The sequence below is a fragment of the Sulfuricurvum sp. genome, assembly GCF_023250475.1.
Lineage (GTDB): Bacteria > Campylobacterota > Campylobacteria > Campylobacterales > Sulfurimonadaceae > Sulfuricurvum.
On sequence record NZ_JAHFAQ010000015.1, the window covers coordinates 1 to 25,657 of the forward strand.

Genomic DNA, 25,657 nt, shown 5'->3' on the forward strand with positions numbered 1-25,657 from the left:
ATCGTCTTCCGGCGGATATGGTTGTTACCAATCCTGACCATCGTAAAAGAGCGGAAGAGATTTGGCATATTCCGGCCAATACCCTCAATCCGAAAGTCGGGTCTCATTTCACCCAAATTCACCGTGATCTTGAAGACGGTAAAGTGAAATTTGCCTGGGTGAGTGTATGTAATCCGTATCAAGATACCGGCAATGCCGAACACTGGATTAAAGCCGCTCGTGAAATGGATAACTTTATTGTGACGTCTGACGGTTATCCGGGGATTTCAGCGAAAGTATCGGATTTGATTTTACCGAGTGCTATGATGTATGAAAAATGGGGCGCGTACGGTAATGCGGAACGCCGTACTCAACACTGGCGTCAGCAGGTAACTCCGATCGGAGATGCGATGTCCGATACATGGCAGTTTGTGGAGCTTTCTAAACGCTTTACCATCAAAGAAGTATGGGGAGCGCAAAAAATTCCGGGACTTGATAACGGATTGCCGGATGTCATGGGAGCAGCCAAAGCGATGGGGTACAAAGAGACCGATACCCTTTATGATGTTTTGTTTGCGAATCCGACCGCCAAAAGTTACAAATGGCCTGATCCTGTAGGCAAAGGGTATCAAAACTCTGAAGTCGAAGGGGACAAACGTAACGTCATCGGAAGTGACGGCAAACCGTTTAAAGGGTATGGCTTTTTCCTCCAAAAATACCTTTGGGAAGAGTACCGTAAATTCGGTGACGGACATGGACATGACTATGCCGATTTTGATACCTATCACAGAGTGCGCGGTTTGAAATGGCCGGTTGTGGATGGCAAAGAGACTGCATGGCGCTACAACGCGAAATACGATCCGTATGCGAAAAAAGCGAACAGCGGTCCATTCTCGTTCTACGGTCATGCGTTCAAAGAGATCCCATCAGGTAATCTCCAAGGGGTTACGGATCAAACGAAAGTTCATTTGGACGGTAAAGCCAAAATCTTTTTCCGACCGTATATGGAACCGACCGAAGTGCCGGATGCTAACTACGATATCTGGCTTTGTACCGGTCGTGTGTTAGAACACTGGCACAGCGGAACGATGACGATGCGGGTTCCTGAACTCTATCGTGCCGTCCCTGAAGCGCTCTGTTACATCCATCCGAAAGATGCTGAAAAACGTGGGGTTAAACAAGGGGATATGGTATGGGTCGAATCCCGTCGCGGCAAAGTAAAAGCGCACGTCGAAACACGCGGTCGTAACCGTCCTCCCCGCGGACTCGTATTCGTTCCTTGGTTTGATGAAAAAGTGTTCATCAACAAAGTTTGTTTGGATCACACTTGCCCGATTTCCAAACAAATCGACCATAAAAAATGCGCTGTTAAAATCTATAAAGCGTAACGGACAAAGTGATGAAACATTCTCCGTCAAACGATCGTCGCCGCTTTTTCCTCTCGATTGCGAGAGGTATCGGGCTAAGTGCGATGGGTGCGTTGGTATGGAGTGCCTATGTGGGAGAGGTAAAAGCCGCTCCCTTGGTTTTACGCCCTCCGGGTGCGCTGAAAGAAGAAGAGTTCATTAAAAACTGCATTAAATGCGGGTTTTGTGTGGAAGCGTGTCCTTACGATACGCTCAAGTTGGCAAAACCGGGAGATAATCTCCCTATGGGGACTCCCTACTTTATTCCGCGCACGATTCCTTGCTACATGTGCAGTGATGTTCCCTGTGTTCCTGTGTGCCCGAGCGGTGCACTTAGCGAAACCTCGGTCAGCAGTTATATTCAAGCACATGCCAAGCTTGATATCAACAAAGCCCGAATGGGGCTGGCGGTTATCGACGAGGAGTCGTGTATTGCTACATGGGGCATTCAGTGCGATGCGTGTTATCGTGCTTGTCCTTTGATGGGTCAAGCCATTACGATTGAATTTTCTAAAAATGAGCGGACGGGAAAACATGCGTTTTTAAAACCCGTCGTTCATACGGATGTGTGTACGGGATGCGGTATGTGCGAACATGCCTGTGTCACTCAAAAAGCGGCGATTTACATCTTGCCCAGAGCGTTGGCAATGGGGGAAGCGGGAAATCATTACATTAAAGGATGGGATCCTAAAGATGAACAACGTCTTGAAAGTGTCAAGAAAGAAGTTCCGCATGAGCTCACCAAAACCAAATTAAGTGAAAAAAGTGCCCTTGATTCACTCAATGACGAAAGCGGGCTGTAATGAAACATTATCGCTACCTTTTTATGCGACGGTTTACCCAAGTCGCAGTATTGCTCCTTTATATCGGAGCTAATGTATGGGGATGGAAAATACTTCGGGGCGATCTCAGCGCTTCATCGTTGTTGGGTGTCGTCCCTTTGGCCGATCCGTATGCGGTGGTTCAAATCGCCGTTACCGGGGCAACAATGGGGATGGATATCATCCTCGGAGCCTTGATAGTCACTTTCTTTTATGGGGTGATCGGCGGCCGTGCATTTTGCAGTTGGGTGTGTCCGATTAACATGATTACCGATACAGCTGCATGGCTGCGTCGTAAAATGAAATTATCAGAAATCCAAAAACGGTTTTATATAAACCGATCGCTTCGATATTGGATTTTAGGGCTAAGTTTAGTTTTGTCAGCGGTGATGGGGGTGGCGGCATTTGAGCTGATCAGCCCTGTTTCGATGGCACATCGCGGAGCCGTATTCGGTATGGGTATGGGCGGTGGTGCGTTAGTGGTCATATTTTTGTTTGATCTGTTGGTTCATGAAAACGGATGGTGCGGTTATATTTGTCCCTTGGGCGCATCGTATGCGCTTATCGGCAAATTTTCCTTTATCCGAGTTCATCATGATGCCAATAAATGTACCGATTGCAGAGATTGCATTACGGTGTGCCCCGAAAAAGAGGTACTTCATATGATCAATCGCAGCAGCGAAAGTGTCTTAATGGGTGAATGTACCAATTGCGGCAGATGTGTTGATGTTTGCAAAGAAGACGCGCTCGGATTTTCAATTCGAAGTCAGTTAAAACAACCAAAGGATGAAGAATGAAAGCAAATCGAATCATCGGTAGCCTGGTGGCTGCATGTATTTTAATCAGCGGTGTCTATGCTGCGGGCAGTGTCAATGCCGGTATAGACGAAAAAGATTTGGGGATGCGTAAAACGGAAGTGTATACGGAAGATGGTGCTGTACCCGATGGAACTAATTATTCTAAAGAGGCTCCCGGAACCTCTAAAAAAATTCAGCGTGCTTATGTGAATGCACCGCCGATGATCCCGCATGATATCAGCGACTTGGGTGAAATCGACAAAAATAACAATGCGTGTCTGGGATGTCATATGCCAGATGTTGCAATAACTATGGGGGCGACACCTATCCCGAAAACCCATTTTACCAATTTCCGTCCTGCGGTAGAATCGGATGCTGATGATAATTTCAAATCCGAAAGCAACGATCAAATGATTAAAAAAGATCTTCATGGGCAACTATGGCAAGGGCGCTACAACTGTACCCAATGTCACGCTCCGCAAACGCAGGGTAAATTACGGGTTGAGAGTAGTTTTAAAGCGGATTACACCGATAAAAAAGGTCAAAAACATAAAAATAAATCGTATTTGATCGATGAGATTGAAGCCGGTGTAAAAGTCGGAAACGGATTATAAGATGTCCACATCAACACGTCGCAATTTTTTCGGTGCTTTGGGTTCCCTTTTTAAAGAGAATCGAGGCCCGATTCGTCCTCCGTATGCATCTATAGCGGCAACGTTTAATGAATGCCGCAGTTGTGAGGGGATGTGTGTCAGCGCGTGTGAAGAGAAGATTATTCATCGTGATGAAAAAGGGATCCCTTTTCTGGATTTTAAAACCAACGGATGCAGTGATTGTCATAAGTGTATGGAAGTATGCACCCCGAACGTGTTGATTGATCCCGATCGTTTTATTCAGGGGCGGGCTCGTATTACTTCTCTGATGTGTATGTCTCACCACGATACGATCTGTTTCGCCTGTAAAGATCCGTGTCTGGAAGATGCTATTGTTTTCCAAGGGATGTTTCGTCCTGTCATTATCCCGGAAAAATGTACCGCATGCGGTTATTGTGTTGCGGTATGTCCCAATGCGGCTATTGAAGTTGTAGCATGAGAATTTTACTGATTGTATTTGGATTTTTTCTCGGAATGAGTGCTGCCATGCTTCCAACATCGGTTATCAAAACGGGTGCTCTGATTAGCGACATGGTAGTGAATAACGGGAAAATCTATGTAGCAACCGATGGCGGAGGGGTCGATGTCTTCGATTCAAAAACTTTTAAAAAACTGTTTGTCCTTCGTATCCCTGATATAAAAAATGGTGAGGGAAAATCATTTTCACCGAAAGTGTATTCGGTTGACCACTGTCAAGATACAACGGTGATGGTTGCGGAAAGCGGCGGTGATTTTCGAAATGTCTATTTGATTCAAGGGGAAAAGAGAATCAAAATCGTCGATAACGGACGCGGATTATTGATAAAAAAAGTACGTTTTCTTGATCAAGATCATTTACTCTTCGGACTCTCAGGTGATACCATTGTTTTAATGGATATTTCAAAAAATACCATTGTCTATCAGGTTCAAGCGGGCGGAGGGGTGTTTCGAGATATGGCACTAAGCCCTTTAAAATCATTGGTTGCGGTTGCCGATGAGAGTGGAGAAATTACGATGATTGAGGCTAAAAACGGCCGTCATGTTAAAACGCTGCAGGGCATCAACGTCGATAATATCAATCGGATCGATTACAAACAAAATACGATTCTCAGTGCCGGACAAGACCGCCGTGTCGGTATCTACCGTCGCTCTGAGAGCTATTTTATTGAAACCGACTTTTTTGTTTATGCAGTAGGGCTCAGCCCATCTGCTGCAAAAGGAGTTTATACCGATGGAATGGATAATGAGTTGCAGGTATTTAATACGGCGACCAAAGTCAAAATTGCCCGTCTCCAAAGTGGAGATACCATTTTAGACACTCTCATTTTTCTGGATGAACACCGTCTAATCGGTGCCGGCGAAGAAAACAAAATTTATTATTGGAGACTACCGTGAACGTTTCAAGTATTGTGGTGCAAACCAACCCGATCTACACCGAGGAAGTTGTCGAAATTCTTAAGAATGCTGATTTTTGTGATTACCATTTTCATGATGCAAAAGGACGTATTATCGTCACGATCGAGGGTGAAGGGGTCGAAGAAGAGATTCCGAAACTTGTCAAGATTCAAGAAATGGATCATGTCATCTCAGCGGATATGTCCTTTGCCTTTAGCGAAGACGAACTGAATGCTGAGCGTGACAAATTGGAATTAGTAGGCAATGATATCCCGCAATGGCTCAATGATGAAAATGCCACCAAAAGAGATATCAAATACAACGGCGATCTTAAAGATCGATTTTAATTTAAAGGAAGAAAGATGAAAAAAATTGCATTATCAGCGGTAGCTGTTTTAACCTTGTTGCCAAATCTCCTCAGTGCAGAGGGATTTGCCCTTTTCAGTGACGCAAAATTTAACGGAGAACTTCGTCCCCGTTACGAGAGTGTAGATGATGAGAGTAATACGAAAGATAAAGCGAATGCCTTTACCCTCCGTGCAACCCTCGGATTGGAAGCAAATCTGCTCGGAGTTGACGGGTTGAGCATGAAAGTGGACGGAACAACGGTTCAAGCAATCGGCGGCGAACATTATGACAGCGGATCAAACGGATTAATGTACGATAAAGTCGTGGACCCTGAACAAACCCGTTTCTCGCAAGCATACCTTCAATACAAACTCGGGAAAACGGTCGCCAAAGTAGGACGACAGGTTATCAATCTCGATAATCAACGTTTTATCGGTTCGGTTGACTGGCGCCAAATGATGCAAAGTTTTGATGCGGCAGTGGTCAGCGACAGCACGATTGATAATCTAACCCTTATCGGTGCGTACGTATGGGGTCGTGCTCCCGTTAGTGACTTAGGGACGAGTGATACTAACTCCATCATCTTAAACGGATCGTACAAAGTGAGTGATATGTTAAAAGTCACGGCTTACGATTACATGATCTCATCCGCCAGCGACACGATCGGAATGGCTTTGACCGGAGATATACCTCTTGCTTCGGCAAAAATCGCTTATCGTGCTGAGTATGCAAGCCAAGGGGATGCATCACGAGATACTGACAACGCACATCAAGACGTTAAAGCCGATGCTTCGTATTACAATCTCGATGCACTCGCCAATATCAACGGTATTCTTGCCGGTGCAGGATATGAGTTCTTGAGCGGACACACTGCCGGCGACGGGAAAACATCTTTCTTCGCTCCATTAGGAACACTCCATGCCTTTAACGGATGGGCAGATAAATTTTTAGCATCAACACCAACGGGCGGTTTATGCGATGCGAGTGCTACCCTTGGGTACACAACGCCTGCTTTTGGAAAAGCGATGCTCGTTTATCATGATTTTGAAACCGATGAAACTATGAGCGGGAAGAGTGATCTCGGCAGCGAATGGGATATGCTCTATACCAATACGATTCCTGGGATTAAAGGGCTTAGCGGACTTGCGAAAGCAGCTTACTTTAAAGCTGGAGACGTCACAGGATATACTGCAGACGTCAGTAAAGTTTGGTTACAACTTAGTTATAAATTTTAAAAGGGAAACAGCCTATGGAGCCGATCAAAAATGTTCTTAAGCGAGACGGCTCTACAGAGCCGTTTTACCCTTTTAAAATCGAAGACGCTATTGCCAAAGCATTTAAAAGTGTTTCAGTCCCTTTAGACGAAAATGTCGTCACGGAAGTATTGTTTAGTGTTGTGCATGATGCTATCGTCGATGTGGAAGCGATTCAGGATCTCATCGAGCGTAATCTTTATGATGCGGGCTATTTTGAGGTTATGAAATCGTTTATCACCTACCGATTTTTGCATAAAATGCAGCGTGAACATATTTTAGGGATAGGCGATGACACCACGTTTGTCAACTCGACTCAAAGCGTTGAAGAGTATATTCACAAATCCGACTGGCGTGTCAATGCCAATGCCAATACCGGCTACTCCAATGCCGGATTGGTGAATAACCTCGCAGGCAAAGTGATTGCTAACTTTTGGCTCGATAAAGTTTACGCACCCCATGAAGGTGCGGCTCACCGCAACGGCGATATTCATATTCATGATCTTGATTGTCTTACGGGATATTGCGCGGGATGGAGTCTTCGAGCGTTGCTCAACGAAGGGTTCAATGGGGTACGGGGGCGTGTTGAGAGCAATCCGCCCCGTCATTTTCGTGAAGCATTGGGTCAAATGGCCAATTTTTTAGGAATTTTACAATCCGAATGGGCCGGTGCGCAGGCGTTTAGCTCATTTGACACCTATTTAGCCCCTTATGCTTTTGCCGATGAACTCTCTTTTGTTGAGATTAAAAAAGCGATCCGAGGTTTTGTTTACAATCTTAATGTTCCTGCACGATGGGGACAATCTCCATTTACCAATATTACTTTGGATTGGATAGTTCCGGACGATTTGGCTTTACAATTTCCAACGTATAACGATATTCATCTGTTTCATAATTTTGCGTTTACTTCTCATCACCAGCGCAAACTGTTTGAGCGGAATAAACAAAACATGAGTGACCTTACCTATTCAGATTTTCAGGCTGAAATGGATCAAATTAACCGCGCTTTTTATGAGGTTATGAATGAGGGAGATGCGATGGGCGCGCCGTTCACCTTTCCAATCCCGACCGTTAATATCACTGAGGATTTCGACTGGTACGGCCCTAATACCGATGTACTCTTTGAAAATACCGCCAAAATCGGATCAAGCTATTTTCAAAATTTTGTAGGAAGTCAATATCTTCGCGATGAAAACGGCCAACCGATCGAAAACCCCAATGCCTACAAACCCGGACATGTTAGAAGCATGTGTTGCCGGTTGCAACTCGATTTGCGAGAATTGCTTAAACGCGGCGGCGGGTTATTCGGCAGTGCGGAGATGACCGGAAGTATCGGTGTTGTTACGATAAATATGGCACGATTGGGATATTTGTACAAAGACGATCATGCACGTCTGATGGAAGAGCTTGATGCTCTGATCGAAATTTCCTATTCGACATTGGAGAAAAAACGCCTTTTTGTCCAAGACATGTTCAATCGCGGGCTATATCCTTACACGGCCCGTTATCTAAAAGGGTTTCATAACCATTTCTCGACCATCGGAGTGAACGGAATGAATGAAATGATCCGTAATATGAGTGGAGATCGTGAAAACATTTCTACCGATTGGGGAACGGAGTTTGCCCTGAGTATTCTCGATCATATGCGTGAAAAAATGCGCTCATTTCAAGAAAAAAGCGGCAATCTCTACAATCTTGAAGCCACCCCTGCGGAGGGGACAACGTATCGTTTTGCGAAAGAAGATATCAAACGCTATCCCGATATCCTCCAAGCGGGCGAAGGGGGGAACATATACTATACGAACAGTTCTCAACTTCCCGTCGATCTCACCTCCGATCCGTTCGAGGCACTCACACTGCAAGACGAACTGCAATGCCGCTACACGGGTGGTACGGTACTGCATCTATACATGAGTGAACGTCTTAGCTCAGGAGAAGCCTGCCGCCGCATGGTCAAAAATGTCATTACCAATTTTCGTCTCCCTTATATCACGGTGACTCCGACATTTTCGGTTTGTCCGGTTCACGGCTATCTAAACGGAGAACATGAGTATTGTCCTAAATGCGATGCTGAAATCTTGATCCAAGCGTCGGCATAATGACCAAAGTTACAATTGATGAAAGCGCTTTATGATTTAACTCCGTTTACCCTTCTCGATTTCCCCGATATACCCGCAGCTATTTTTTGGTTTGCAGGGTGCAACTTGCGCTGTTTGTACTGCTACAATCCGGATATTGTTTTAGGTTCAGCCCATATTGACGAAGAAAAAGCTCTCTCTTTTCTATCCAAACGGCGCGGTTTGCTTGAGGGAGTTGTCCTCAGCGGCGGAGAAGCAACCCTCTATTCTAATCTGATCCCCTTTTGCCGTTCGATCAAAGCCCTCGGATATAAAATCAAACTCGATACCAACGCTATGAGACCGGATATTATCATCGCTTTGTTGCAGGAAAATCTCTTGGATTATGTTGCCCTTGATTATAAAGCCCCCTCTTCCGAAATGCTTCGCATTTGTGGCGGCGGAAGCGAAATCCGTTTTTGGGAGAGTTTTCATCTTCTTCAAAATCAGAGTATTCAATTCGAAATACGAACAACTTTTCATCCCGATCTTCTGAGCGAAGATAAAATTATCACTATGGCAGACGCGCTCAAAAGTGAAGGGTATAAACGACCTTTTTATGTCCAAATTTTTCGTAACGAAGTCCCTACTTTGGGAAATATTGCATCTTCCGAACGTATCGCCGATTATCCTTTGCTTGAGCGTTATGTAACTTTACGAAATTGACCTATGTCAAAGACTTTAGGGAAAAAACCCTTTACAATGACGTATTCTTTTAAAGGGAGCTTTCAATGAAAAAAGTGTTAATCGCGGTAAGCGTACTATTGGGTTTGTGGAGTACAACAATGGCGGATGAAGGTGCAGATTTATTCAAAAAATGTGCCACCTGTCATGGAGCACAAGGTGAAAAAGCGGCATTAGGTAAAAGTAAAATTATCAAAGATATGAGCAGTGCACAAATTATTACGGCACTCAAAGGATACAAAGACGGTACTTACGGTGCAGCGTCAAAAGCGATTATGAAAGGGCAAGTCGCATCATTAACGGATGCTCAGATTACTGCATTGGCTGCCCATATCAGTAAATAACCTACTCTCCTCTTTTGAGGAGTTGGTTCGAGCAGTATAGATTAAAAAAAACCCTCCTTAAGGTAAGCCCTGATAAAGCACTATACTGCTTGAACGAACTCCTTTCTTTATATTAATTTATCGAATAGGAGTAAATATGAAAAAAATGGTATTACTTTCCTTCGTCACTGCAGCCTATTTGATAGGTGATGACGTCTCATTGGCTCCAATCCTAATTACTGCAACCCAAACAGAAGTAACGCTCTCAGATGCACCCGGCAGTGTCAGCGTCATATCGAAAGAAGAGATTGATAGATTACCCGCAGCTAACCTCAAAGAAGTCGTCAAGACCTTAGAAGGGATAACCGCTGTTGAGCACAGGGGGCTATCTGATGTCAATCCTACCGTAGTCCTTCGTGGAATACCGGATCAATCACGCACCATGATATTATTAGACGGTGTTCCGATGAATACCAGCTATACAAGTACTGCCTCGACTCCCTATATTATACTACCTGAAGATTTGGAGCGGATAGAAGTGATCCGAGGACCGTTTTCAAGTCTTTATGGAAGCAGTGCAATGGGTGGTGTTATCAATTATATTACTCAAATGCCGGAGAGACCTGAGTACAAGGCCAGTATCGGATATGGAGATGCATTTAATGATGGCGAAGCCCAGGCTAATGTAACCAAAGTTTATGTATCGGCAGCCGACAAAATTACCGATAATTTAAAATTTAAAATCAGTTACGGAACCATTGGATCCGATGGCTACCGATCTGATTTTGTAACCGTAACCCAGCCAAAAGCCGGATACAGCGGTTTTATTCCGGAAACATCGTCTCCGGTACCCAGTACTGCACAGTGGATCGTGGGTAATGCCGGTAACCGAGGTGTCAATAAATACGATTTATCCACCAAGCTACTCTATACACCTACAACAAACGATACCTTAAGTGCTACGTATCGGCAATCCCATTATCATGTAAAATACAGTGATCCTGAGTCGTATATCACACAAAACTCGTCGGGAAATACGGTTTATTCTTATCCGGGAAGTTCCACGACCGGATTAAAAGAGAGTAAGTTTTTACAAGGTCAAAATGATTTAACCAGCGATCTATACACACTCGATTACCGACATGATTTTTCAAATGCTACCTTTGATATCCGCTATTCCCTATTATCGGTAAGGGATTGGTACACTTCGGCTGGGACAACGGCAACACGTAACGGAGGAAGCGGCACCGTGACTCCACGGGAAGCACACAATGCAATGCTCCATACTACATGGCAAAAACCGATAGGAAACTCGTTATTGCTTTTAGGGGGAGAATACAAACGTAATACCTCCGTTTCAGACACCGATGCCTTGTCCAATTGGAGAAATGAAAATTCTAAAACGCTTACAACCGCAAGTTCCGGCGGAAAAGAACGCATTATTGCCTCTTTTGCAGAAGTTCAAAGTACTATTACCGATAAATTATCCACCAATATCGGGGGACGATTCGAATCATGGAGAGGGTATGACGGATATGTTTCCGATGCCAATACGTCCAATACGACACTCAATCAAAATTACCCTACCCTGCATAAAAATAATTTTTCTCCGAAAATATCGCTCAATTATCAAGTAACTGAGGATACGCTCCTCAAAACATCATGGGGGAAAGCATTCCGAGCACCCGATCCTGTCAATCTCTACCGAACGTATGAAATTGCCGCAATAAAGCGTGTCTATGTAGCGAATCCGAATCTAAACCCCGAACGAAGCGAATCGTATGATTTTGGCGTAGAACAAAAAATAGCGCATAACGGTCTTTTCAAAGCCTATTGGTTTCATACCGTGATCGAAGATATGATCTCCACCAATCCTCCTCTCCTCATTGGCGGTAAAAGTTATTATGAACGTGTCAATGTCGGAAAAGCGCGAAGCCAAGGGTACGAACTCGCCTATATACAGCCATTGATACATGATGTTACACTCAATACCAACTATACCAAAACCTACACCAAAATTTTAGAAAACAGTATTGAGCCTGCTTTGATCGGAAAACACTTTAACGGTATACCTGAAACTATGGCCAACGTATCGCTTACGTATGATAATCAACTATTTTACGTCTTGCTCAATTATAACTATCAATCCAAAATTTACAATAATTCCGATAACAGCGATACTGTTTCCGACGTATACGGCTCCATTGATGACGTAAGTCTTATGAATACTAAACTCGGGTACCGGATTAATAACAAAATGGATGTTACCTTTGCGATTAATAACCTGATGGACAAAAGCTACTTTAGTTATGAAAAAGCCGAAGGAAGATCATGGTTTTTACAGGTTAATTTAAAGATTTGACATACTATGACAAGCAAGAGGGGAATGATGGTTAATCAATTAAAAAATATTTTTCTTTTTTCTCATATGTCTGAAGAGGAGTTATCCCATTTAGCCTCTATCGTAAAATTACGATCATTCAATAATGGTGAAACCCTCTTTTATGAGGGGACTCCTTCGGATAAACTTTATATTCTGTTGGACGGTGTTCTTAAGGGATATAAAACGGATATGAAAGAAAACGAAATTGTACTGCACTATTTTTATCCCGTTTCGTTAGTCGCAGAAATGGCGAATCTTCACCATATTCCGTTTCCGGCAACCGCAGAATTTCAAACGGACGGGAGTATTTTGGAGGTTGACTATCATACTTTTGAGCGTGATTTTCTAAAAAATCCTACCGTATCTTTTGGATTGATAAAATCGCTGACGCAGAAACTCAAATATCTGGAAGATATTATTACGACACGGCTGGCATTGGATGCAACCTCCCGTGTGGCTAAATTTCTGTATGAAAACGGAGATATCTCTGATTCAACCAAACGACACAAAATAGCAACAATTCTAGGGCTCACTCCGGAAACCCTTTCACGATCATTCAAAAAGATTAAAATTCTGGGTCTTATCAGTGATGAGGGTAAAAATTTCACTATCTTAAATCGGGAGGGGCTGAAAGAACTTTTTTCCTAAAAGTTTTTTAAAAATTTGATTTATATCAATGAAGCTGCCTATCTTATAAAGATAGAATTAATCAGGTAGATAACTGAGAAGTTAAGCGATCTTCCTTTATTTTAAAGCACAAGGAGTTACCATGGATTCAATACGAAAAATCCTTAGACTATCACTTGCAGGTGCTACATTTGCAGCTCTGCCTCTTATGGCGGGCGATTCAAAAATGAACGTCGTCCAAATGTTCGAAAAAGAGTGCCAAGGGTGTCATGGACCCAATCATGAGGGTGGAGTAGGCAGTTCTCTTGATCCTAAAGCAATTGGTAAAAAAGGGGACTATTTCCTTCGAGATACTATACTCAACGGTCGAGCCGGTACGGCGATGCCTTCTTTTAAGAGTAAATTTACCAGTGACGATGCGGACAAAATGGTCCAATATCTCTTGAAATATGAAGCAAAGCAGCTAACCAAACTGACGATGGAAGATGTTGCGGCTACGCATCAAATTCTTGAGGATCGCGAAGAACTCTATAAAAAATACCCAAAACCGACCGATGTAAAAAGTGTTCAGGATATTGTTATCTTTACCGAGCGCGATGCCTCAAAAGTGGGCTTTATTGACGGTACAACCAATAAAGTCCTCTCCAAACACAGTTCCGGTTTTGCAACACACGTAACCGTGGTCAATAAACGGATACCCCGTTATGTCTACAATATCAGCCGTGACGGATGGGTCAATATGTTTGATCTTAATGCACCCGGACAGCCGATGATCGCAAAAATCCGTGTCGGAAGTGACAGCCGCGGACTTGCCTGTACGCCGGACGGACGCTATCTTATGGCCGGTAACTACGTTCCTGGCGGTGCCGTACTTTTGGATGCTATGACGCTCAAACCGCTCAAAATCTATGCGACTGATCAGGTTGAAGATATGGACGGGAAAATCGGATCTTCACGCGTTGCATCGATTGCCGATACCCCGTATGGTCCATACATCGCATTTGCACTGAAAGATGCAGGTCATGTCTATATCGTTGATTACAGTAAACCCGATTTTCCTATTGTCGGCGATATCCCTAAAATCGGTAAGATTTTGCACGATGCATTTTTGAACGAAGGTGAAGAGGTGGGCCGCTACTACATGATCGCTTCGCAAGGGAGCGATGTTATGGGAATCGTAGACTTTAAAACCAAAACATTGGCAGATAAAGTCTATACCGGACCTGGAAGCAAGCCTCATCCTGGACAAGGGTCAAGCTGGTACAATGAAAAACTAGGCAAACAGCTTCATGCAACGGTCAATATGAATGTTGGCGATGTGACGATTTGGGATAACCAGTGGCATGTATTGAAACATACAAAAACTGCCGGCGGCGGACTATTTATCGGAACCAACGAACACACGCCGTTTTTATGGGCTGATAATGTTATCGGCGGTGAAGATAATTACAACAAAGTTCATCTCGTAAATAAAGAGACTTTGATGGTCGGACGTATTATTCAAGCTACCAAAGAAGGTATGGTGCAGCTTATTGACCCTAATACCCTTAAAGTAATTAAAGAGTGGAATGTTGGTGCTGTTAAAAATGAGAAAGGGGAACTGATTACCCCTCGATTGCTTCACGGAGAACCTGCTGCTCATGGCGAACATGAATATATTTCGGATTGGACATGCGGCAGAATCTTGGTATTTAATGCCAAGACAGGAGAATATATTACCCAAATTACGGGATTGACGACACCGACATTTACCTATTCTATTGAACACCGGATGGACCTTCCCGGTGCCTAATTTATAATCTGAGGAGATTAACATGAAAACGGAGTTATTACTCAAAACACACGCTGAGAAACGGACAAAATGCGTTGTTTATACTCGGGTGATGGGATATCATCGCCCGGTGGAGAGTTTCAATATCGGCAAAAAACAAGAGCACAAAGATCGAATCCATTTTTGTGAGTGTCAAAAGGTTTCATAACCTCTAACCCACCTTTTGGGTGGGGTATTCTTTCTCTATTTTATTTAAGTCCTCTTTTTTCTCTTTTCTAGCTCATCGGATTTTTAAACTTTTTCATCTATTCCGCCATTACAGCCGTCGAGTTAATTACTATTTAAAGGAAGAATTAAAAATATTCGGGTATCATTATAATTACTACCTAATGGTGGAATTATAAAGAGGAGTTAAAATGTCTGAGCGTATTACAAAAAATATGGCCAGAAATATTTACTTTGGCGGGGGTCTTTTTGCCATTTTGATATTTACAGGGCTTACCTTTGATACCGTTAAGCAAATCCCGAAATTAAGTCATGATGACAAAATTACCGAGTCTGTTGCTCTTGGAAAAAAAGTATGGGAAAACAACAATTGTGTGGGTTGTCATACGATTATGGGTGAAGGTGCTTATTACGCTCCGGAGCTTGGAAATTCCTTCCAACGTTTAGGCGGTGGAGATGAAGAAGTGTTTAAGACTTATCTTGCCGGATGGATGGCGGCACAGCCGCTCGATACACCGAATAGAAGAAAAATGCCGCAGTTTCATTTAACGCCGGAACAAGTCAATAATCTTGCTGACTTTTTGATTTGGACATCTCGTGTCAACAATCAAGAGTGGCCACCAAACATTAAAGGATAAGGAAAGCGTATGAAGTATTCATCTCAAATGGTCGCAAAACCATATTTTATTTTTGCACTCATTCTTCTGGCAGGAGAGATTGTTTTTGGTCTTGCTATGGGGACACAGTATCTCTATGGTGACTTTTTATTCCCGGCAATACCGTTTAATGTACTGCGTATGGTTCATACGAATTTGCTGATCGTCTTGTTGTTATTTGGGTTTATGGGTGCGACGTACTACCTGATTCCTGAAGAGAGCGAACGAGAACTCTGGAGTCCGATGCTGGCAAAGCTCACGTTTTGGATTTTTGCAGCGGCTGGTGTAGCCACTATTCTCGGCTATTTGTTTGTCCCGTATGCCACATTGTCAGCTTCACTGGCGAACAGCTTTTGGCCGACGATGGGACGTGAGTTTTTAGAACAGCCTACGCTTACTAAAGTCGGTATTGTTGTTGTCGTACTCTCGTATATTTTAAACGTCACGATGACGGTTATCACAGGGCGTAAAACGACGATTTCGGTTATTTTATTGACGGGTCTTTTTGGTTTGGCATTTTTCTTTTTGTTTGCCTTTTACGTTCCGCAAAACCTTGCAATGGATAAATTCTTCTGGTGGTTTGTTGTCCACTTGTGGGTTGAGGGGACATGGGAACTCATTTTAGGTGCTCTTTTAGCGTTTGTCCTTATCAAAACTACGGGCGTTGATCGTGAGCACATTGATAAATGGCTCTATTTGATCATTGCGATGACGCTTATCTCCGGACTTGCCGGAACAGGGCATCACTTTTTCTATATCGGTACTCCTGGGTATTGGTTGTGGATCGGATCGATCGCCTCTGCGGCAGAACCTATTCCGTTTTTCTTGATGATTCTGTTTGCCTACAATATGGCAAAAAATCGCCGTATTCAGCATGACAATAAAATTGCATTGACATGGGCAAAAGGGACTGCCGTTATGGGATTTTTGGGAGCGGGAGTCTGGGGCTTTTTGCACACACTCGCACCGGTCAACTATTATACGCACGGTACACAATTGACTGCGGCACACGGGCACCTCGCCTTTTTCGGTGCGTATGTAATGATTTGTTTCACGATGATATCGTATGCAATGCCGATCCTTCGAGGGCGACCGCATGGAAACGGACCAAAATCGCAAAAAGTGGAACTTGCCAGTTTTTGGATGATGGTACTCGGTATGATCGGGCTCACGTTGGCATTAACCGTTGCAGGTATCATGCAAATCGAGATGCAAAGACTTCCTGATGCGGCACATGCGGTCGGCTTTATGGAAACCCAAGCGGCTATCTCTAAAGTATATATGGTTCGTTTAGCGTTCGGTGTCATGGTTCTCTTGGGGCTGTTGACCTATTTCTACAGTTTCTTCGTAAAAGAAGAGAAAGTGTACGCGTAATGGATGAAAAAGTCGGTAAGTTTTGGGATCACTATGTCACTAAAAAAGCGTCTCGTCTTTTTAAAGAGGAAGAGGTCATATTTTCGGATATTTCCAAAGGGTTAAAGCTCTTTTATCACCTCTTAGGGGGTGAAAAAGCCAAAGAACTTCATATTACCGACAAACGATCGATTAAAACGTCACGAACACTGCTTGAAAAGTTTTCAGGAACCGGTAAAACTTTTTTCCTTGCATGGCAAGATGAAAAAGGGATTTACCTCCCTGCCTCTTTATCCTATTTCCCCCTGAAAGCGCACAACGAGATGCACTATTCTTGGTTGATCGCGATGCTGGCAAACGTAAATATCAAAACAAAAAAGATAGAAGATGAGAATATCAAGGCAGCGAATGGTCTTATTGAAAAATACGCCGGTTTCAGTGAATTTTATACCTATGCACACCCTTTTTTAATAAGCAATTATCCTGAATTATCTACGATTGAATCTTCAGTTGAAGGCTCATCAGCGGATAATTATCCCAACCCTTTGTGGATCTACCCTTCCCTCTCTACTGCCAATAAACTCCTAGATAGTAGTGATGAAGAGGAAGTTCAAAGACAAAATGACGAACCGCGCAAGAGTGAAACTTTGCAGATGAAGAAAAAAAGCGAACAAATCGATGATAAAAAAGAGACGGACGGACTGCTCCTCTTTTTGCCCGAATCGATTTTGAGCTTTATGGAGCAAGTACGGGTTGATCGGCAGGAAAACGACAGTTTTGATGAAGATGCCCTCTACAATGCCGAAGATTTAGATGAGATAACCTTGGGGCAAAAAGATGCCAACCTCTCCGCACGAATCAAAATGGATTTGGATATTTCTGCCAACAGCATTGAAGAGTATCCTTTGGGGAAAGGACACTTTATCGATGAGTGGGACTATAAAAAAGAGGTCTATCTCAAAAACTATGTCTGTATTAAACCCATTATTTCCCTCCATACCGAACCTATCGAATTGCCGAAGCGGCTACAAAAAATGATGCGCCGTATCCAAAGTGAGCTGGATCTGATGGAACTCGATCGGATGAAAAGAGATAACCTACCCTACGGCGATGAGATCAATATCGATACATGGATCGATTATAAAGGACATCAGAACCGCTCCAATCATCCGCAGCGATTTTTCGAGACATTTGAGAGAAAGACGAGAGATATGTCCACCTTGATATTGGCGGATGTTTCCCTCTCCACCGAGGCGGGGATCACCCAAGAGATACGCGTTATTGACATGATACAAGATGCCCTGATGGTGTTCTCCGAATCGTTGCACCGTCTTCAAGATCGGTTTGCCATCTATACCTTTTCCTCGATTAAAAATACAAAGGTCAACTTTCACCTCATTAAAAATTTCAAAGAGAGCTACAACGACAACGTTCGCGGACGTATTCATGCCATTAAGCCGGGGTATTACACCCGAATGGGGGCCGGTATACGCGAAAGCGCCAAGATTTTAGAGAAACAGCAAAGTGCCAACAAACTCCTGCTGATTCTTAGTGACGGAAAACCCAACGATGTCGATCGTTACGACGGACGATACGGGATCGAAGATACCAAAAAAGCGATCGAAGAGGTGAAACAAAAAGGGATCACCCCGTTTTGTATCACGATCGATATCGATGCGAAAGAGTACCTCCCCTACCTTTTCGGGCGAAACTCCTATGCCGTGATCCGTGATGCCAAAAAACTCCCCAAAGTGTTACCCGAAATCTATATGAATTTGACTAAATAAAAGGAAATGACTATGTCTAAAATGTACTATGTGCCGCAAGGCAACGAAATCGAGCTTTTCAAAGCGGCGGCGGGGATGAATCTCCCTGTGTTGATCAAAGGGCCGACGGGCTGCGGCAAAACACGTTTTATCGAAGCGATGGGGGAAGAATTGGGGCGAGATGTTTACACTGTAGTGTGTCATGATGATCTTAGTGCCGCCGATCTGGTCGGCCGCCATCTTATCGATGAAAACGGGACATACTGGCAAGACGGACCGTTGACGAAGGCGGTGCGCAACGGCGGTATCTGCTATCTGGACGAGATTATCGAAGCACGTAAAGACACGACGGTCGTTTTACACTCCCTAGCTGATTATCGCAGGGTTTTACCGATAGATCGTACCGGTGAAGTGATCGCCGCTCATCCCGATTTTATGTTGGTCGTCTCCTATAATCCGGGGTATCAAAATGCATTAAAAGGGATGAAGCCCAGCACCAAACAACGCTTTATTTCACTCAGTTTTGATTATCCTGCGCCGGAAATAGAGAAACAAATTCTCCTCAAAGAGAGTGGTGTGGAGGACTCGATAGCCCAAAAACTGGTGGCTATTGCGGGTGAAATCCGTCAATTAAGCGACAGCGATATTCAAGAGGCGGTATCGACACGATTGCTCATTTATGCCGGAAAATTGATTGCCCACGGATTTGATCCTTATCAGGCGTGTATGCACTCGATTGTTGAATCGCTCAGTGATGAAGAGGATGTTTTAGAGGTGCTTGAAAAGCTGATATCACTCCATTTTACAAAAAGTATCAATGCCTAAAGTTTTAGAGATAAAAGAACCCTACCCTCCGGGCGATTTTGCTATTTGGATAGTGATTTATATCGAACTGCTTACGTTTGGACTGTTCTTTATCGGATATGCTTTTTCGCGAAGGCTTAATGTTCAAATGTTTAACGATTCACAGCTTTTTTTGGATAAAACAGCGGGATTTATAGATACTCTTATTTTAATTACAAGCAGTTATTTTATTGTAAAAGCGATTCAAAGTATTAAAAATTCCAACAGAAGCGATATTTCCATCTCTTCGATTGTCGCATCTAAATGGCTTTTAGCCACAATGATTTTCGGGGGAATTTTTTTAATCAATAAACTATTGGAATTTTCTGATATTTTTTCCCAAGGGTTTAGCCTAAGTAGCAATATGTTTTTTATGTTCTATTTTCTTCTTACGATGTTTCATTTCATGCATGTGCTTTTAGGAATCATCATTATCTTTACGATTCGCCAAAAAGTCAAAATCTTAGGATACGGTCCGACCGATTATGTAGGTATGGAAACAGGAGCCGTCTATTGGCATTTGGTCGATTTGCTGTGGATTGTTCTCTTCGCTCTCATTTATATCCTGCGATAAGGGCTGTAAAATGAAAAAAAAATTTGAAGTGATCTGGATAGTTTTGATGGTACTTTCCATCTTTGCTTTTTTATTGGGATATCTAAAACTTGTGAGTTCATCTCTTGTGAGTGTTTTACTCGTAAGTACATTCCTAAAAGGACAATTGGTTATTGACTATTTTATGGGGCTTAATGAGGTTAAACTTAAATATAGAATTATTCCAACACTTTGGCTCAGTATTGTATTATTCTTGGTTGCTGCAGCCTATTATGTGCCGGTGGGAAAATAAAAGGCAGTATGACTACCAATATGTTTTATAATCTTTATGGGAATTACTTTTCAATTTAATCATTTGCTCTCGGATGTTAGATAAAACAATGAAATTACAGGAGAATTACAATGGAACAAGAATATAAGAATTTAAAAGAACATTATCAATTCACTCAAGAAGATTCTGACATTTTATTAGGACTTAAATCTAGGATGGAAGAACTGGCTGAAGATTTTATTGATGGATTTTATGATTATATTTGGGGATTTGGAGCCACAGCCACTTTTTTAAAGAATAAAGAGATTATTGCCTATCATCGCGAAAAAATTAAAGAGTGGTTTATTAACCTTTTTTGTGGCAGATATGATATGCCTTATTTTATGAATTTGTATAAGATAGGTGAAATTCATGTTCGGATCGGACTGCCAACGCATTATGTTAATGCAGCATTTACGTACGTACTTTTGTAGTTAAAAATATTGAAAATAATTCTATTGAAAAAGAACAACATACTAAAGAGATCAAGGCCATTGAAAAAATAATAGATATTAATCTGGATATTCTGACGAGTTCGTATAGAGAAGAAGAGTTACATAAATATTTGTCAATGTCAAAATTTGAAAAAACGATTTTATCGAATTTGAAAAAATTTACCTCTTATATAAATTTTCTTTTGGCTGGGGCATTAGCTATTGTCGCATTTTTTGCTATCGGCTTGTTTGTTTATGATATTTATCTACTCTTTTTCTCAGATATTGGAATTGAAAAAGGAATATTGACCGTATTGGGTAGTTTATTGGTGTTATGGGCAGCTATTGAATTGATACATGAAGAAATTCAGCATCTGCAGGGGAAAGGGTTTGCTCTAGGAGCGTTTATTATGCTCGCTATGGCTGCATTGATACGAAAAGTTCTGATCTATTCGTTGTCATCTGAAAAAAGTGAAGAACTATTAGTGATTGGCGGGGTTATTGTAGGTTTGGCGATAGCGTATTGGCTCGTCAATGCGAAACAAAAAGCAAAAAACTACTGAAAATTATAATTTTGTCTCTTTATTCTTGATAAGAGAGTCTAGGGTAGTTGTTGTCAGCATAGTTTCGATTAGCTCTTTTGGTTGCGACCACTGATGAAGGCGGTGCGCAACGGCGGTATCTGCCGTTTTATACTACCTTGCCGATCATCGACGGGTTTTACCGATAGATCGTACCGGTGAAGTGATCACTGCTCACCCCGATTTTATGTTGGTCGTCTCGTATAATTCGGGGATACTTTTTCTGGTTTTAAAGCTAACAGAATTTTCCCATATAGTTAGTCAAGGAATTACCCTCAGTACCAATATCTTCTTTATGTTCTATCCATTATTGACTATGTTCATTTTATGCATGTTTTTTTGGGTGTCATAATTTTGTTTAATTTGTATCAAAAGCTTATTACCTGCCGCAAACGGTGGCTTAAGCGGATTGTATTGACCTATGTCAAAGAGTGACGGAATCGATACGGTTATACTACACATTTTTCTCTTCCCATAAAAAAAACTAGTAAGAGACTCTCTCGTTACGATAAGGAAACGTATGAAAACAAGTATTAAAACACGCTTATTGGTACTGGTAGCGATACCTATCTTAGCTATTATAGCTCTGGCCGTTGGTAAAATTTTCTTTGATTTAAAAGAAAAAGAGAACCTCCTAATCAGTAAAAACCGTATATTAGAATCAGAATCGCTCTCCAACGTGATACACTCACTTCAAACCGAGAGAGGGCTAAGTGTTGGTTTTGTTGCGTCTGAGGGGACTAAAAATAAAGATAAAATTCCCAATATACGTCAGAATGTCAATCAAGCAATTCAAAATGCGCAAGATGTTTATGAATCTACTCAAGGAGATCCCTCGATATTTGCTGCATTGTCAGAGTTAAATGAAAAACGTACTGCCATTGATAATCTCACTATCAATGTACCGGATACAGCGGCCTATTTTACAAAAACGATTGTTACTTTGGTCGATACTTCCATCCAAATGCCCTCCTCAATTACGGACCCGGAATCCCGCAATTTAGTCCAAATCTATACTCATCTCTCTTTGGCTAAGGAACAATTAGGAGAAATACGAGCCATTCTCAATGGTGCATTCACCAAGAACGCATTTTTAGGGGATACCTATTTTAAATTTGCCGGAAGTATCGGTGTTTACAGTGTGAATTTTAATAAATATATGATGTTATCTCCCGATCAGCTTAAAAAATTTACGGAGACCACCTACAGCGGGCAAGATGTCGATAATACGATGAAAATAATTGACATAGCCAAGACCAAAGGGATAGCAGGGGAATTTGGCGTTGATCCGTCATTTTGGTTTATGAATGTTACTTCTTCGATCGAAAAACTCCGTTCTGTGGAACTGGAGCTTTATCGAGAACTAAAAGGAAATATTGATGAACGTATTGAAGAGAAAACATCTTCAATCATGGCGCTCTTTGGTTGCCTTTTTATCGGCATAATCGGATTCGTTTCCTTTATCCTCTATTTTACTAAAATCTCCATCTCTGAGCCGTTGGAAAATTTTAAAGCAACTCTTTTGAACATTGCCGCGACCAAAGATCTTACTCTCGGTACGGATGAGAATGCGCCGCTTGAACTTGCGCAAATGTCAAAAGGGATCAACGAGCTGCTTTATAGTCTCAGAGGCCTGATCGAAATATCGAAACAAAGCTCGAATGAAAATTCATCCATATCCCATCAACTCTCAAAAACAGCGATTATAGTTGGGAAAAATGTAGAAGATTCAGTGGTTGTTATCGAAAATACGACTCAAAAAGCCAATGAAATAAATCGAGAAATCTCATCAACAATCCGTGATGCCCAAGAGAGTAAAAAAGAAGTTATTTTGGCAAATGATAATTTAGCAATGGCCAGAACTGAAATTATAAATCTCACGTTGAAAATTCAAAATACCGCTCAGCTTGAGATAGAATTAGCGCAAAGAATGGAAACGCTATCCAATGACGCCAATGATGTTAAAAATATCCTCAGCATTATTGCCGATATTGCGGATCAAACCAATCTTCTTGCTCTTAATGCCGCGATTGAGGCTGCACGTGCGGGTGAACACGGTAGAGGGTTTGCCGTTGTTGCCGATGAAGTTCGAAAATTGGCGGAACGTACTCAAAAATCACTTACCGAAATTAATTCAACCATCAGCATTATCGTCCAATCCATTATTGATGTAAGCGGACAAATGAGTAATAATTCAAATGAAGTACAAGAGATCTCTCATCGTGCGACCAATATCGAAGAAAAAATCAATGAAAGTGTCTTAATCGTTAATAAAGCGCTGGAAGCAAGTGATAAAAATGTCAATGATATTGAAAAAACAGGAAAAAATATAGAATGGATCGTTGATCAAATTTCACGAATTAATGAAATTTCGTCACGGAATGCACGAAGCGTAGAAGAGATCGGTTCGGCTGCGCAACATCTAAATAAAATGACCGATACCCTCCATATGAAACTGGAAATCTTTAAGACCTAAAGAACGGAGCGTTTATTTGCAGTATGGAAAATACGGTACGGAAAAATATCTATTTTCGTTCAATAGCAAGAATGCTCTATGGAAATAGTATTCTTTTTCGTATTTTATATATTCCCATTGCGATAATCATCAAGGTGATAAGCCCTATTAGAAGCGGCCACAGTAGATATAAGGAGAGATGTCCTTGGGTAACAATCAAGAAATTGGCTCCTGCTGGAGGATGGATTGCTTTGATAGCGTGCATCAGCATAATAACGATTCCAAATCCCCCTCCGATAGCGAGCCATGAACCATTACTGTAGTGTAAAATCAAAAAACCGACGATTGTTGAAACACCATAACTCGCCAAAACATTCCACGGCTTTGAAAATTGACTCTCCGGTGCACTGAATAAAAGAACCGCCGTTGCTCCGAAGGGGGCAATGAGAAGCATTTGATTTACCGATTGGGCAAGCAAACCTATAAATGAGAGACCAAGAAAGGCCCCTATTCCGGTATAGATTCCATCTAATAAAGAGTGAAAATTTATTCTTTTATTTTTATGCATTTCGATTCCACTGTAAATTTTTATAATACTACTACAAAGTAGATAAATACTCTATCCAAAGTAAAATTGGCTAAAATAGCGTATTCAAAATAGGAGAAAAAGCAATGCATTTTTCGAAAACTACCGAATACGCTATCCGAGTATTATCGTATTTGCATCGCTACTCATCCACGTCGCATTCTGTAAATGTTTTGCATCAGGAGTTGAATCTCCCCTACAAATATCTTACTAAGATGATGACCGAATTAGTAAAAAAAGGGTTAGTTACCGCGTCACGCGGACGAGAGGGGGGACTGAGCCTTGCTAAAAATGCCGACGAAATTCATCTGTGTGATATCCTTGAAGCGATCGGAGAACCTCTCGAATCGGAACGCTGTATTTTAGGATTTGAAAAATGCGATGCTTCCAACCCTTGTGCTTTGCATGATCAATGGGCACCACCCAAAGCGATGATTGAAGCGATGCTAACCAATACAACATTGGCCTCCCTCCTTCATGACAAAGAGACAAAATTATAGCTACCCTAAATCGTACCCGATTCTATTATTTAAGTGAGCTTATATCCTGAGCAACACTCTTATTTGCAACGAATTTGTAAGATTAAACAGCTACTATTCGTTACTCAATATATTAGTGATATTTTATGACACACTCTACCGATACACAATCTGACAACACCCATGATAATTTGCTTGATGAAGTCATTGCCAAGGCATGCTTAAAAGGTGCAAAAATAAGTTCATGGTCGCAATCTCCGAACAAAAAAATCGTTATTCATGTTCCGGGGAAACTCCCTGTCTATTATTTAAGTATGGATGCGGCCGCAGATAGTCTTATCCACCAATATAAATTGCTGTCTGAATATCGCTACTTATATCAAAATCCGGAGAATAGTGCCAAATCGTTCATTGCAGATGTATCGCAAAGCGGACAAAAAGATTTCTCTACGGTAGAAGCTATTTATGAGTGTGACGCTATTGTGCAGAATATGGATCATGAGCTGAGCGGGTCAACGAAACGAAAACTCAATGAGGCAATGGAAAAAATTATTTCGACTCAGAATCTTAACCATTCTGAATTTTATCTCCTCCAAAATGCTTTGCTCGATCATTATAGAAAGAAAAGCAAACAGGTCTCCTCAATGCAAAAGAAAAAGCAGTTTCAAATGTTTATCCGTTTCTTGGAAGAGATAAGTCACTCGGATATCTAATTATTCTAGCATCTCTTCAGATTCGCCGAGCTGCAAGATACCCTGATCGGCCAATGCCTGAACGGCATCAACGATTTTACGCTGCGCCCCCTCAACCTCTTTCATCTTAACGGCACCCAAAAACTGGAGCTCCTCGACAAAAGCATCTTTCGCACGTTGGGACATAT

Annotated in this window: 28 protein-coding genes; 26 read left to right on the forward strand and 2 right to left on the reverse strand. The window is 42.1% G+C overall.

Annotation, left to right across the window (positions count from 1 at the left end):
- The 24 genes from Q0C19_RS02675 to Q0C19_RS02790 form a co-directional block, all read left to right on the forward strand.
- A partial coding sequence (locus Q0C19_RS02675; RefSeq protein WP_295052562.1) for a molybdopterin dinucleotide binding domain-containing protein occupies positions 1 to 1,367 on the forward strand: 1,367 nt, incomplete at its 5' end.
- 11 nt (positions 1,368 to 1,378) lie between these two features.
- Positions 1,379 to 2,188 (forward strand): ferredoxin-type protein NapG, encoded by an 810-nt coding sequence (gene napG / locus Q0C19_RS02680; RefSeq protein WP_295052563.1) that lies wholly within the window; start codon positions 1,379 to 1,381, stop codon positions 2,186 to 2,188.
- The gene (gene napH / locus Q0C19_RS02685) at positions 2,188 to 3,003 is read left to right on the forward strand and encodes a quinol dehydrogenase ferredoxin subunit NapH (protein WP_295052565.1); all 816 of its coding nucleotides are present in this window, start codon (positions 2,188 to 2,190) and stop codon (positions 3,001 to 3,003) included. Before napG ends, napH begins: the two co-directional genes overlap by 1 nt.
- Positions 3,000 to 3,617, forward strand: coding sequence for a nitrate reductase cytochrome c-type subunit (locus tag Q0C19_RS02690; RefSeq protein ID WP_295052567.1), 618 nt, complete (start codon positions 3,000 to 3,002; stop codon positions 3,615 to 3,617). Before napH ends, Q0C19_RS02690 begins: the two co-directional genes overlap by 4 nt.
- Position 3,618: 1 nt before the next feature.
- Positions 3,619 to 4,095, forward strand: a complete 477-nt coding sequence (locus Q0C19_RS02695; protein ID WP_295052569.1) for a 4Fe-4S binding protein — start codon at positions 3,619 to 3,621, stop codon at positions 4,093 to 4,095.
- Positions 4,092 to 5,030 (forward strand): hypothetical protein, encoded by a 939-nt coding sequence (locus Q0C19_RS02700; protein ID WP_295052571.1) that lies wholly within the window; start codon positions 4,092 to 4,094, stop codon positions 5,028 to 5,030. The genes Q0C19_RS02695 and Q0C19_RS02700 overlap by 4 nt, the downstream gene beginning before the upstream one ends.
- On the forward strand, positions 5,027 to 5,377 hold the full coding sequence (locus tag Q0C19_RS02705) for a chaperone NapD (RefSeq protein ID WP_295052573.1): 351 nt from the start codon (positions 5,027 to 5,029) through the stop codon (positions 5,375 to 5,377). The genes Q0C19_RS02700 and Q0C19_RS02705 overlap by 4 nt, the downstream gene beginning before the upstream one ends.
- A 15-nt stretch (positions 5,378 to 5,392) precedes the next feature.
- Positions 5,393 to 6,613, forward strand: a complete 1,221-nt coding sequence (locus Q0C19_RS02710) for an alginate export family protein (RefSeq protein WP_295052575.1) — start codon at positions 5,393 to 5,395, stop codon at positions 6,611 to 6,613.
- 14 nt (positions 6,614 to 6,627) lie between these two features.
- The gene (locus tag Q0C19_RS02715) at positions 6,628 to 8,730 is read left to right on the forward strand and encodes a ribonucleoside triphosphate reductase (protein ID WP_295052577.1); all 2,103 of its coding nucleotides are present in this window, start codon (positions 6,628 to 6,630) and stop codon (positions 8,728 to 8,730) included.
- An 18-nt stretch (positions 8,731 to 8,748) separates the two neighbouring features.
- On the forward strand, positions 8,749 to 9,414 hold the full coding sequence (locus Q0C19_RS02720) for an anaerobic ribonucleoside-triphosphate reductase activating protein (RefSeq protein WP_295052579.1): 666 nt from the start codon (positions 8,749 to 8,751) through the stop codon (positions 9,412 to 9,414).
- Between the two features lie 65 nt (positions 9,415 to 9,479).
- Complete coding sequence (locus Q0C19_RS02725; protein ID WP_295052581.1) at positions 9,480 to 9,776, forward strand: c-type cytochrome; 297 nt, start codon at positions 9,480 to 9,482, stop codon at positions 9,774 to 9,776.
- Positions 9,777 to 9,912: 136 nt separating this feature from the next.
- Complete coding sequence (locus Q0C19_RS02730) at positions 9,913 to 12,117, forward strand: TonB-dependent receptor (RefSeq protein ID WP_295052583.1); 2,205 nt, start codon at positions 9,913 to 9,915, stop codon at positions 12,115 to 12,117.
- 27 nt (positions 12,118 to 12,144) lie between these two features.
- Entirely contained in the window at positions 12,145 to 12,786 is a 642-nt protein-coding gene (locus Q0C19_RS02735; RefSeq protein WP_295052585.1) for a Crp/Fnr family transcriptional regulator, read from the forward strand.
- 121 nt (positions 12,787 to 12,907) lie between these two features.
- On the forward strand, positions 12,908 to 14,557 hold the full coding sequence (locus Q0C19_RS02740; protein ID WP_295052587.1) for a cytochrome D1 domain-containing protein: 1,650 nt from the start codon (positions 12,908 to 12,910) through the stop codon (positions 14,555 to 14,557).
- A 22-nt stretch (positions 14,558 to 14,579) separates the two neighbouring features.
- Positions 14,580 to 14,744 carry an anaerobic ribonucleoside-triphosphate reductase gene (gene nrdD, locus Q0C19_RS02745; protein ID WP_295052588.1) on the forward strand — a complete coding sequence of 55 codons (165 nt, stop codon included), beginning with the start codon at positions 14,580 to 14,582 and terminating at the stop codon, positions 14,742 to 14,744.
- A gap of 208 nt (positions 14,745 to 14,952) precedes the next feature.
- On the forward strand, positions 14,953 to 15,399 hold the full coding sequence (locus Q0C19_RS02750) for a cytochrome c (protein ID WP_295052590.1): 447 nt from the start codon (positions 14,953 to 14,955) through the stop codon (positions 15,397 to 15,399).
- A 9-nt stretch (positions 15,400 to 15,408) separates the two neighbouring features.
- Positions 15,409 to 16,791, forward strand: a complete 1,383-nt coding sequence (locus Q0C19_RS02755) for a cbb3-type cytochrome c oxidase subunit I (RefSeq protein WP_295052592.1) — start codon at positions 15,409 to 15,411, stop codon at positions 16,789 to 16,791.
- Positions 16,791 to 18,557 (forward strand): VWA domain-containing protein, encoded by a 1,767-nt coding sequence (locus Q0C19_RS02760; protein WP_295052594.1) that lies wholly within the window; start codon positions 16,791 to 16,793, stop codon positions 18,555 to 18,557. Before Q0C19_RS02755 ends, Q0C19_RS02760 begins: the two co-directional genes overlap by 1 nt.
- Before the next feature lie 12 nt (positions 18,558 to 18,569).
- On the forward strand, positions 18,570 to 19,361 hold the full coding sequence (locus tag Q0C19_RS02765) for a CbbQ/NirQ/NorQ/GpvN family protein (RefSeq protein WP_295052596.1): 792 nt from the start codon (positions 18,570 to 18,572) through the stop codon (positions 19,359 to 19,361).
- On the forward strand, positions 19,354 to 19,953 hold the full coding sequence (locus tag Q0C19_RS02770; protein WP_295052598.1) for a cytochrome c oxidase subunit 3: 600 nt from the start codon (positions 19,354 to 19,356) through the stop codon (positions 19,951 to 19,953). The genes Q0C19_RS02765 and Q0C19_RS02770 overlap by 8 nt, the downstream gene beginning before the upstream one ends.
- Before the next feature lie 10 nt (positions 19,954 to 19,963).
- Positions 19,964 to 20,224 (forward strand): cytochrome C oxidase subunit IV family protein, encoded by a 261-nt coding sequence (locus Q0C19_RS02775; RefSeq protein WP_295052600.1) that lies wholly within the window; start codon positions 19,964 to 19,966, stop codon positions 20,222 to 20,224.
- Positions 20,225 to 20,334: 110 nt separating this feature from the next.
- On the forward strand, positions 20,335 to 20,676 hold the full coding sequence (locus Q0C19_RS02780) for a protoglobin domain-containing protein (protein WP_295052602.1): 342 nt from the start codon (positions 20,335 to 20,337) through the stop codon (positions 20,674 to 20,676).
- A gap of 137 nt (positions 20,677 to 20,813) precedes the next feature.
- Positions 20,814 to 21,239: a phosphate-starvation-inducible PsiE family protein gene (locus tag Q0C19_RS02785; RefSeq protein ID WP_295052604.1), complete on the forward strand. Its 426-nt coding sequence runs from the start codon at positions 20,814 to 20,816 to the stop codon at positions 21,237 to 21,239.
- Between the two features lie 538 nt (positions 21,240 to 21,777).
- Positions 21,778 to 23,733, forward strand: a complete 1,956-nt coding sequence (locus Q0C19_RS02790) for a methyl-accepting chemotaxis protein (protein WP_295052606.1) — start codon at positions 21,778 to 21,780, stop codon at positions 23,731 to 23,733.
- Between the two features lie 76 nt (positions 23,734 to 23,809).
- Here the strand turns inward: Q0C19_RS02790 and Q0C19_RS02795 are convergent, their stop codons facing one another.
- A complete protein-coding gene (locus Q0C19_RS02795) occupies positions 23,810 to 24,280 on the reverse strand; it encodes an HPP family protein (protein ID WP_295052608.1) in 471 nt (156 codons plus the stop codon).
- A gap of 104 nt (positions 24,281 to 24,384) precedes the next feature.
- Between Q0C19_RS02795 and Q0C19_RS02800 the strand changes: the two genes are divergently transcribed.
- Both Q0C19_RS02800 and Q0C19_RS02805 read left to right on the forward strand, forming a co-directional pair.
- Positions 24,385 to 24,798: an Rrf2 family transcriptional regulator gene (locus Q0C19_RS02800; protein ID WP_295052610.1), complete on the forward strand. Its 414-nt coding sequence runs from the start codon at positions 24,385 to 24,387 to the stop codon at positions 24,796 to 24,798.
- 125 nt (positions 24,799 to 24,923) lie between these two features.
- Positions 24,924 to 25,490: a hypothetical protein gene (locus Q0C19_RS02805; RefSeq protein WP_295052612.1), complete on the forward strand. Its 567-nt coding sequence runs from the start codon at positions 24,924 to 24,926 to the stop codon at positions 25,488 to 25,490.
- Here the strand turns inward: Q0C19_RS02805 and Q0C19_RS02810 are convergent.
- On the reverse strand, positions 25,491 to 25,657 hold a 167-nt coding region (locus Q0C19_RS02810; protein WP_295052614.1), incomplete at its 5' end, for a FliG C-terminal domain-containing protein.